Annotated in this window: 7 protein-coding genes, 1 tRNA gene and 1 rRNA gene; 7 read left to right on the forward strand and 2 right to left on the reverse strand. The window is 54.7% G+C overall.

Annotated features, from left to right (window positions below):
- Positions 1-188 precede the first annotated feature (188 nt).
- From GM30_RS05945 to GM30_RS05975, 7 genes are all read left to right on the forward strand, one after another.
- The gene (locus tag GM30_RS05945; protein ID WP_155483931.1) at positions 189-1,328 is read left to right on the forward strand and encodes an efflux RND transporter periplasmic adaptor subunit; all 1,140 of its coding nucleotides are present in this window, start codon (positions 189-191) and stop codon (positions 1,326-1,328) included.
- A gap of 13 nt (positions 1,329-1,341) precedes the next feature.
- Entirely contained in the window at positions 1,342-4,455 is a 3,114-nt protein-coding gene (locus GM30_RS05950) for an efflux RND transporter permease subunit (RefSeq protein WP_049847878.1), read from the forward strand.
- Positions 4,456-4,771: 316 nt separating this feature from the next.
- Positions 4,772-4,993 carry a lipoprotein gene (locus tag GM30_RS05955; protein WP_038160691.1) on the forward strand — a complete coding sequence of 74 codons (222 nt, stop codon included), beginning with the start codon at positions 4,772-4,774 and terminating at the stop codon, positions 4,991-4,993.
- 381 nt (positions 4,994-5,374) lie between these two features.
- Entirely contained in the window at positions 5,375-6,400 is a 1,026-nt protein-coding gene (locus GM30_RS05960; RefSeq protein WP_049847879.1) for an amino acid ABC transporter substrate-binding protein, read from the forward strand.
- Between the two features lie 49 nt (positions 6,401-6,449).
- Positions 6,450-7,631, forward strand: a complete 1,182-nt coding sequence (locus GM30_RS05965) for an amino acid ABC transporter permease (protein ID WP_049847880.1) — start codon at positions 6,450-6,452, stop codon at positions 7,629-7,631.
- A gap of 9 nt (positions 7,632-7,640) precedes the next feature.
- Positions 7,641-8,744 carry an amino acid ABC transporter permease gene (locus GM30_RS05970; protein WP_049847881.1) on the forward strand — a complete coding sequence of 368 codons (1,104 nt, stop codon included), beginning with the start codon at positions 7,641-7,643 and terminating at the stop codon, positions 8,742-8,744.
- 7 nt (positions 8,745-8,751) lie between these two features.
- Positions 8,752-9,510, forward strand: coding sequence for an amino acid ABC transporter ATP-binding protein (locus GM30_RS05975; RefSeq protein ID WP_049847882.1), 759 nt, complete (start codon positions 8,752-8,754; stop codon positions 9,508-9,510).
- A 43-nt stretch (positions 9,511-9,553) separates the two neighbouring features.
- Here the strand turns inward: GM30_RS05975 and rrf are convergent.
- A 5S ribosomal RNA gene (gene rrf, locus GM30_RS05980) occupies positions 9,554-9,669 on the reverse strand.
- Between the two features lie 39 nt (positions 9,670-9,708).
- Positions 9,709-9,784: transfer RNA gene (locus tag GM30_RS05985), tRNA-Thr, on the reverse strand.
- Positions 9,785-9,857: the final 73 nt, after the last annotated feature.

The following is a 9,857-nucleotide window of genomic DNA, read 5'->3' on the forward strand; positions in this document are numbered from 1 at the left end:
ATATTCATATCAAAAATAAAACTCACGCCATTCATCATTTCTTTGTGTTTTAGTGCGTTCTGATCCGGTTCTTAATTCAGGAAGTCTTACATCTGCATGTGTTTATTTGTAGGATGGCGAGCTATTTTATCTCTATTCTTTCTCCCGTTTTCGGTACGCACCGATAATGGAGACAATAAGGAACGGTAATAATGATTCACGCCAGGGCGACGCTTTTCTCCAGCCTCATCATTACGACTGCGTTACTGGCAGGCTGTAATGATGAGGGAAACCAACAACCGCAGGCGCCCACGCCAAAGGTGACTTTTCATGTGGTAACGCGCGCGCCGTTACAGGTGACGACTGAGCTTCCGGGACGCACGGCAGCATTTCGCATTGCAGAAGTTCGCCCGCAGGTCAGCGGCATCGTCCTTAAACGCAATTTTGTTGAAGGCAGCGACGTAGAAGCCGGTCAGTCGCTTTATCAGATCGATCCTGCTACTTACCACGCCGCTTATATCAGTGCGAAAGCGGACGAAGCCAACGCCGTCGCCGCGGCAACCCTCGCTCACCTGACGGTAAAGCGTTACGCACCGCTGCTGGGCACGAACTACGTCAGCCAGCAGGATTACGATCAGGCTGTCGCCACCGCGCGGCAGGCTGACGCCAGCGTGCAGGCAGCGAAGGCGGCGGTGGAAAATGCCCGCATTAACCTTGCCTGGACGAAAGTCACCTCGCCTGTCAGCGGCCGCATTGGCAAATCCAGCGTCACCGAAGGGGCGCTGGTCACTAACAGTCAGACAGCAGCGCTGGCCACCGTTCAGCAGCTTGATCCCATTTACGTCGATGTGACGCAGTCCAGCAGCGATTTTATGCGCCTGAAACAGGCAAGCCTGCAGGGCGGCAACGACACCAAAAGCGTGCAACTGGTGATGGAAAACGGCCAGCCGTACGCGCAAAAAGGCTCGCTGCAATTCTCTGATGTCACCGTGGATGAAAGCACTGGCTCGATCACTCTGCGCGCCATTTTCCCCAATCCACAACACGAACTCCTGCCCGGCATGTTTGTCCGGGCGCGCATTGATGAAGGCGTGCAGCCCGACGCCATTCTTATTCCGCAGCAAGGCGTAACGCGTACGCCGCTGGGTCAGGCCACCGTCCTGCTGGTGAACGCCAACAATCAGGTGGAGCTGCGCGACGTCACCGCCTCGCAGGCGATTGGCGATCGCTGGCTGGTGACTGACGGCTTACAGCCCGGCGATAAAGTCATCGTCAGCGGGTTACAGAAAGTGCATCCGGGTGTGACCGTGGACGCTGAGCAGGACACAGAAGCGGCTACCGCGAAGTAAGGTACAGAACACGATGTCTACGTTTTTTATTCAACGCCCGGTTTTTGCCTGGGTGCTGGCCATCATTTTGATGATTGCTGGCGCGCTGGCAATTGTGCAACTCCCCGTTGCCCAGTATCCCACCATCGCGCCACCTGCCGTTTCGGTGACCGCCACCTACCCCGGTGCTGACGCGCAAACGGTGCAGGATACCGTCACGCAGGTTATCGAACAGAACATGAACGGTGTCGATAACCTGATGTATATGTCTTCCGCCAGCGATTCGGCAGGCAACGTCACCATTACGCTGACGTTCGATTCCGGCACCGACCCGGATATCGCGCAGGTTCAGGTGCAGAACAAACTCCAGCTGGCGATGCCCCTGCTGCCGCAAGAAGTGCAACAGCAGGGCATCGGCGTGGAAAAATCCAGCAGCAGTTTCCTGCTGGTCGCCGGTTTTGTGTCGGACAATAAAAACCTGTCACAGGAAGATATCGCCGATTACGTGGCTTCTAACGTGAAGGACGCCCTCAGCCGCACCAGCGGCGTGGGGGACGTACAGATGTTTGGTGCTCAGTATGCAATGCGGATCTGGCTCGATCCTGTTGCGCTGAACAAATATCAGCTGACGCCGGTGGAGGTGATTAACCAGCTTAAAACGCAGAACGATCAGATTGCCGCCGGGCAACTCGGCGGCACGCCAGCCGTCGCCGGGCAACAGCTGAACGCGTCAATCATTGCCCAGACGCGACTGAAAAATGTGGATGAGTTTGGCCGCGTCACGCTGAAGGTGAACCAGGATGGTTCCGTGGTGCGCCTCCGGGACGTCGCCCGCATTACGCTCGGCGGTGAAAACTACAACATGGTGACCAAAATCAATGGTCAAGCCGCTACAGGGGTCGGGATCAAGCTGGCGACCGGGGCCAATGCACTGGATACTGCCAAAGCCGTGAAGGGAAAATTGGCTGAACTGCAGAACTTTTTCCCGCAGGGGCTGAAGGTCGTTTATCCGTACGACACCACGCCGTTTGTCACCATTTCGATTCATGAAGTGGTCAAAACCCTGCTGGAAGCTATCGTCCTCGTTTTTCTGGTGATGTATCTGTTCCTGCAAAATCTCCGCGCCACGCTGATCCCGACTATCGCTGTGCCAGTTGTACTGCTCGGCACCTTCGCAGTACTGGCGGCATGCGGTTATTCCATCAACACCCTCACCATGTTTGGCATGGTGCTGGCCATCGGGCTGCTGGTCGATGACGCCATCGTGGTGGTGGAAAACGTCGAACGCGTGATGATGGAGGACCGGCTGCCCCCGAAGGCAGCGACGGAGAAATCGATGTCGCAGATCCAGGGGGCACTGGTCGGCATCGCAATGGTGCTGTCAGCAGTATTTATCCCGATGGCCTTCTTCGGCGGTTCAACGGGTGCCATCTATCGCCAGTTCTCGATCACCATCGTTTCTGCCATGGCGCTATCGGTGCTGGTCGCGTTGATCCTCACGCCGGCGCTGTGCGCCACGCTGCTGAAACCGGTCGATCCCGACCATCATCAAAAGAAGCGGGGATTTTTCGGCTGGTTTAACAATACTTTTGATCGCAGCGTTGAGCACTATACCCACAGCGTCAGCGGGATCCTGCGCAGTACTGGCCGTTATCTGGCGATTTACGTACTGATAGTCGCGGGCATGGCGGTCCTGTTTTTACGCCTGCCAACCTCGTTCCTGCCGGACGAAGATCAGGGCGTCTTTATGACCATGGTGCAGCTTCCGGCGGGCGCCACGCAAGCCCGTACACAGCAGGTGCTGGATCACATCCAGCAGTATTACCTGACGGAGGAGAAAGCGAATGTCGAATCGGTGTTTACCGTTAACGGCTTTAGCTTTAGCGGTCAGGGGCAAAACTCAGGGATTGCGTTTATCAGCCTGAAGCCGTGGGAGGCGCGTTCCGGCAGTGAGAATGGCGTCGAAGCGATCGTCGAACGCGCCCATCATGCGTTCAGTCAGATCCGCGATGCCATGATCTTCCCGTTCAACCTGCCCGCCATTATGGAGCTCGGTACGGCGAAGGGTTTCGACTTTGAACTGATCGATCAGGCGGATCTCGGTCACAACGCGCTAACCCAGGCGCGAAACCAGCTGTTGGGAATGGCGCGAGCGCATCCTGAAATCTTAGCCAACGTGCGGCCGAACGGCCTTGAGGATACGTCGCAGTTTAAGCTGGATATTGATCAAGAAAAGGCGCAGGCGCTGGGCGTATCAATTTCTGATATCAACCAGACGATTTCCTCATCGCTCGGCGGCACCTACGTGAATGACTTTATCGATCGCGGTCGCGTGAAAAAAGTCTACGTACAGGCCGATGCGCCGTACCGCATGTTGCCAACAGATATTAATAATCTGTATGTCCGCAGCGCGAACGGCGAAATGGTGCCCTTCTCCGCCTTTGCGACGTCGCACTGGACCTATGGTTCGCCGCGTCTGGAGCGTTACAACGGAATGCCATCCATGGAGATCCTCGGCGAAGCGGTGGCAGGGAAAAGTACCGGCGAAGCGATGATGCTGATGGAGCAACTGGCCAGCAAGCTCCCTTCCGGCGTCGACTATGACTGGACCGGGATGTCTTATCAGGAAAGGCTGTCCGGCAACCAGGCACCGGCACTGTACGCCATTTCGCTGATCGTGGTGTTCCTGTGCCTTGCCGCGCTCTATGAAAGCTGGTCCGTACCGTTCTCGGTAATGCTGGTGGTGCCGCTCGGCGTGCTCGGCGCGTTACTGGCCGCGACATTGAGTGGGCTCAACAATGACGTCTATTTCCAGGTCGGACTGCTCACGACGATTGGTCTGTCCGCCAAAAATGCGATTCTGATCGTTGAGTTCGCCAAGGATCTGATGGAAAAGGAGCACAAAGGGATCATTGAGGCGACGCTGGAAGCATCGCGGATGCGTTTGCGGCCGATTCTGATGACCTCGCTGGCGTTCGTGCTCGGCGTATTACCGCTGGTGATCAGCCGCGGCGCAGGAAGCGGCGCGCAGAATGCAGTGGGCACAGGCGTCATGGGCGGAATGTTGTCTGCCACGTTGCTGGCGATTTTCTTTGTCCCGGTATTCTTCGTGGTGGTGAGACGCCGGTTTAGTCAACATAAAGAATAAACCCCTTCCTTAAGGCGCCTCGTGCGCCTTAATTTTTTTCATAAACCGAGGCTTTAATCTATAGAGATATTTGGCATATAATCCGTTAACCAGATGAATATTATTATTATTCGCACGTTAGTCTTTATTTTCACCTTCATCTTTTCTGCACAATTTTATGCTTCCCTCACTATTCTCTCCACGATATTTACATCGCTCATACTTTGAGATTGTTTTGCGCAGACGGTCCATTAAATACCAATGATAAAATACCCTCTGACGTCCATGGGATGTTTTACGTAATGACATTAACCGTGGCTTATTAAGAGGTAACTTTATGAAAAGATTCATTTCCGTCGCATTACTGACAACGTTTCTCGCCGGCTGTGCACATGAGTCCCCCTGTGTCCCGGTGTATGACGATCAGGGTCGACTGGTTCACACCAATACCTGTATGAAAGGGACAACGCAGGATAACTGGGAAACCGCAGGCGCCATTGCCGGCGGGGCAGCCGCGCTGGCAGGCCTGACACTCGGCATCGTCGCATTGACCAAATAACCACAGCAAAGCGCGGAATTCCGCGCTTTGTTATATCAGGAAAAAGTTGGGTTATGTTTATTACGTGAGCGTATTCACAAAACGCTTTTGATACTTTCCCCGCCAATATTACCGCCCGCAATCATTATTTCCTTCCCTGCCTGACGAGAAACTTTTTTGCGCTATTTTGTGGCACAGGTTGTCATTTTGCACCATTTAAGGGCGATGACATTTTCATTTCATGTCTACACTCACTTTATTGCACGCCGCCGCCCGAAAATCAGGCGCTTGCAATTATGGCATCCGCTTTGCTTAACAAAGTAGGGCTGTCACCACAGACAGGTATCAGGCGTTCCGGACGCCTTAATAAATAACGATAAATCTCGTCACACAGGATGCATTATGAAAAAGATGATGATTGCCAGCCTGGCGATCGCAAGTTCGCTGCTTGCTATTGCCAGTCAGGCCCATGCTGGTGCAACTCTGGATGCGGTTAAAAAGAAAGGATTCGTTCAATGCGGTATTAGCGACGGATTACCGGGCTTCTCCTATGCCGATGCGGATGGGAAATTCACCGGTATTGATGTGGATGTTTGCCGCGGGATCGCCGCCGCCGTTTTTGGCGATGACAGCAAAGTGAAATATACCCCGCTGACGGCGAAAGAGCGCTTTACGGCGCTGCAGTCAGGCGAAGTCGATCTGCTTTCGCGTAATACGACGTGGACCTCTTCACGCGATGCGGGAATGGGCATGTCATTTACCGGCGTGACCTATTACGACGGTATCGGTTTTCTGACGCACAACAAAGCGGGCCTCAAAAGCGCGAAAGAACTGGATGGCGCGACGGTCTGCATTCAGGCGGGTACGGACACCGAGCTTAACGTGGCGGATTACTTCAAAGCTAACAATATGAAGTATACGCCGGTCACGTTCGACCGTTCAGACGAGTCCGCGAAGGCACTGGAATCAGGCCGTTGCGATACCCTCGCCTCAGATCAGTCTCAGCTGTATGCGCTGCGCATTAAGCTGAGCAACCCGGCCGAATGGCTTGTATTGCCTGAAGTCATTTCAAAAGAGCCGCTGGGGCCGGTCGTTCGCCGTGGTGATGACGAGTGGTTCGCCATTGCCCGCTGGACGCTGTTCGCCATGCTCAATGCGGAAGAGATGGGCATTACCTCGAAAAACGTCGATGAAAAAGCTGCGAATCCTGCCACGCCAGACATGGCCCACTTCCTGGGCAAAGAAGGCGATTATGGTAAGGATCTCAAGCTGGATAATAAATGGGCGTATAACATCGTCAAACAGGTCGGCAACTACAGTGAAGTTTTTGAACGCAACGTGGGTCTGAACAGCCCGCTGAAAATCAAACGCGGCCAGAACAATCTCTGGAATAACGGCGGCATCCAGTACGCGCCACCGGTACGGTAAAGCGTACGNCGATGCCCTTTTCTGGAGTTTCGGTCGCAGAGGTTTTGTTATGTCCCATCGCCGCCCAACCGTCAAAGGCGCGTTGTCGTTCTCTAACCCCACGGTTCGCGCCTGGCTTTTTCAGATCATCGCGGTGGCGACGATCGTCGCTATTGCTGTCTGGTTAATTCACAACACCATCACTAACCTGAATCATCGTGGCATCACCTCTGGCTTTGCGTTTCTCGATCGCAGCGCCGGGTTCGGCATTGTGCAGCATCTGATTGACTACGAGCAGGGCGATACCTATGGTCTGGTCTTTATCGTCGGGTTGCTGAATACACTATTAGTCTCCGCCTTATGTATTGTTTTCGCGTCGTTTATCGGTTTCTTTCTGGGGCTTGCCCGCCTTTCTGATAACTGGCTGCTGCGCAAGCTGTCGACGATTTACATTGAGACCTTCCGTAACATTCCGCCGCTACTGCAGATCTTTTTCTGGTATTTCGCGGTCCTGCGCAATCTGCCCGGCCCTCGCCAGGCGGTCAGCGCGTTCGATCTGCTCTTTCTCAGTAACCGCGGGTTATATATTCCGTCACCCCAGTCTGGCGAAGGGCTGCTGGCGTTTGTCGGCGCGGTCGTGGTCGCCTTTGCCATTACCGGGTGGCTCTATCGCCGCCATAAGGCGCATCAGATGGCGACCGGCCAGCTACGTCGCACCTGGCCCGTGGCGATTGCGCTTCTCGTCGGGCTTCCCCTGCTGACGCATACGGTGTTTGGCGCCGCCATCCATTGGGAGCTGCCGGAACTGCGCGGGTTTAACTTTCGCGGCGGCATGGTGCTGATCCCTGAGCTGGCGGCGCTGACCATCGCCCTGTCGGTATACACCTCCGCGTTTATCGCTGAGATCATCCGCGCCGGTATTCAGGCGGTGCCCTATGGGCAGCATGAAGCCGCACGTTCGCTGGGGCTGCCGAATCCGGTGACGCTGCGTCAGGTCATCATTCCGCAGGCGATGCGGGTGATTATTCCACCGCTCACCAGTCAGTATCTGAACATTGTTAAGAACTCTTCGCTGGCGGCGGCTATCGGCTATCCGGATATGGTGTCACTGTTTGCCGGTACGGTCCTGAATCAAACCGGCCAGGCCATTGAAACCATCGCTATCACGATGTCGGTTTATCTGCTTATCAGTCTCACGATTTCGCTGCTGATGAATATCTACAACCGGCGTATCGCCCTGATCGAGCGCTAGGGGGCTCTGATGACAAAAGCTCTACTGTCGCACCCCGTGCCACACAGCAAAATGCGTTCTGGCTCGCCGTTAAGCTGGATACGTAAAAATCTGTTCACCGGCTGGGTTAACTCGTTACTGACCCTTTTTTGCCTGTGGCTGCTGTGGGAAATTATTCCGCCCTTGCTGAACTGGGCATTTTTGCAGGCGAACTGGCTGGGCTCCACACGCGCCGACTGCACCAAAGCGGGTGCCTGCTGGGTGTTCATCCATGAACGCTTCGGCCAGTTTATGTACGGGCTCTATCCGCACGATCAGCGCTGGCGCATTAACCTCGCGCTGATAACCGGCCTGCTGACCCTTATTCCACTGTTCCTGAAAAAAATGCCGTATCGCGGTCGATACCTGGCCTGTTGGGCGGTGCTTTATCCGCTGCTGGTCTGGTGGTTACTGTTTGGCGGTTTTCTCGGGCTGGAGCGAGTGGAGACCCGATTGTGGGGCGGTCTGACGCTGACACTGATTATCGCTGCAGTAGGTATCGCAGGTGCGCTGCCGTTGGGCATTCTGCTGGCGCTCGGCCGACGCTCAACCATGCCCGTTGTGCGGATGCTGTCCATTATCTTTATTGAGTTCTGGCGCGGCGTGCCGCTGATTACCGTGCTGTTTATGTCGTCGGTGATGTTGCCGCTGTTTCTGTCGGAAGGAATGAGCATCGATAAGCTCATTCGCGCGCTGGTCGGGGTGATCCTGTTCCAGTCGGCTTATGTGGCGGAGGTGGTTCGCGGCGGCTTGCAGGCGTTGCCGAAGGGGCAATATGAAGCGGCGGAATCGCTGGCGCTGGGGTACTGGAAAACGCAGGCGCTGGTCATTTTGCCCCAGGCGCTGAAGCTGGTGATCCCGGGGCTGGTGAATACCATTATCGCCCTGTTTAAGGATACCAGTCTGGTGATCATTATTGGTTTATTCGATCTGTTCAGCAGCGTGCAACAGGCAACCGTCGATCCGGCCTGGCTGGGAATGTCGACGGAAGGCTACGTGTTTGCCGCACTGATCTATTGGATCTTCTGTTTCAGTATGTCGCGCTACAGCCAGCATCTGGAGAAGCGTTTTAACACCGGGCATTCCCGGCACTGAGGAAATTATGGATCAACTTACTATGCAACCGGCTGACACAATGATCACTCTGGAAAAAGTGAATAAATGGTACGGGCAATTCCATGTCCTGAAGGATATCGATCTGCAGGTGCAGCAGGGGGAGCGCATCGTTTTATGTGGCCCTTCCGGCTCGGGAAAATCAACCACGATCCGCTGCATTAACCATCTTGAGGAACATCAGCAAGGGCGAATTGTGGTGGACGGTATCGAGCTTAATGAAGACGTCCGGAATATCGAGAAAGTCCGTCAGGAAGTAGGGATGGTGTTTCAGCACTTTAATCTTTTCCCACATTTGACCGTGCTGCAGAACTGCACTCTTGCGCCGGTGTGGGTGCGCAAAATGCCCAAAAAAGAGGCTGAAGCGCTGGCAATGCATTATCTGGAGAGGGTGCGCATTGTTGAGCACGCGCATAAATTCCCCGGGCAGATTTCCGGAGGGCAACAGCAGCGCGTGGCTATTGCGCGCTCGCTGTGTATGAAGCCGAAAATCATGCTGTTTGACGAGCCGACGTCTGCGCTTGATCCCGAGATGGTAAAAGAGGTGTTGGATACTATGATTGCGCTTGCACAGTCAGGCATGACGATGCTGTGCGTGACGCATGAGATGGGGTTTGCCCGGACGGTGGCGGACAGGGTGATCTTTATGGATCGCGGAGAAATCGTTGAGCAGGCGCCACCGACAGAGTTTTTCGCGCATCCGAAATCGGAACGTACGCGCGCATTTTTGTCGCAGGTGATCCACTAAAGCAAAAAACCCCGATCTTTCGATCGGGGTTCTTCTTATTGGTGTCTGGCAGTGTCCTACTCTCACATGGGGAAGCCCCACACTACCATCGGCGCTACGGCGTTTCACTTCTGAGTTCGGCATGGGGTCAGGTGGGACCACCGCGCTAAAGCCGCCAGACAAATTCTTTTTTACTTGCCGAACTTTAACCTATAAAACTGGTGCTGATACCCAGAGTCGAACTGGGGACCTCACCCTTACCAAGGGTGCGCTCTACCAACTGAGCCATATCAGCACGCTTAAATGGATGCCTGGCAGTGTCCTACTCTCACATGGGGAAGCCCCACACTACCATCGGCGCTACGGCG

Origin of the sequence: Trabulsiella odontotermitis (assembly GCF_001188485.1) — a bacterium.
Lineage (GTDB): Bacteria > Pseudomonadota > Gammaproteobacteria > Enterobacterales > Enterobacteriaceae > Trabulsiella > Trabulsiella odontotermitis_A.

Coding starts and splice junctions, on each gene's coding strand:
- GM30_RS05960 (WP_049847879.1), top strand. CDS start 5,375: ATGAAAAAGATGATGATTGCCAGCCTGGCGATCGCAAGTTCGCTGCTT.
- GM30_RS05955 (WP_038160691.1), top strand. CDS start 4,772: ATGAAAAGATTCATTTCCGTCGCATTACTGACAACGTTTCTCGCCGGC.
- GM30_RS05970 (WP_049847881.1), top strand. CDS start 7,641: ATGACAAAAGCTCTACTGTCGCACCCCGTGCCACACAGCAAAATGCGT.
- GM30_RS05950 (WP_049847878.1), top strand. CDS start 1,342: ATGTCTACGTTTTTTATTCAACGCCCGGTTTTTGCCTGGGTGCTGGCC.
- GM30_RS05975 (WP_049847882.1), top strand. CDS start 8,752: ATGGATCAACTTACTATGCAACCGGCTGACACAATGATCACTCTGGAA.
- GM30_RS05965 (WP_049847880.1), top strand. CDS start 6,450: ATGTCCCATCGCCGCCCAACCGTCAAAGGCGCGTTGTCGTTCTCTAAC.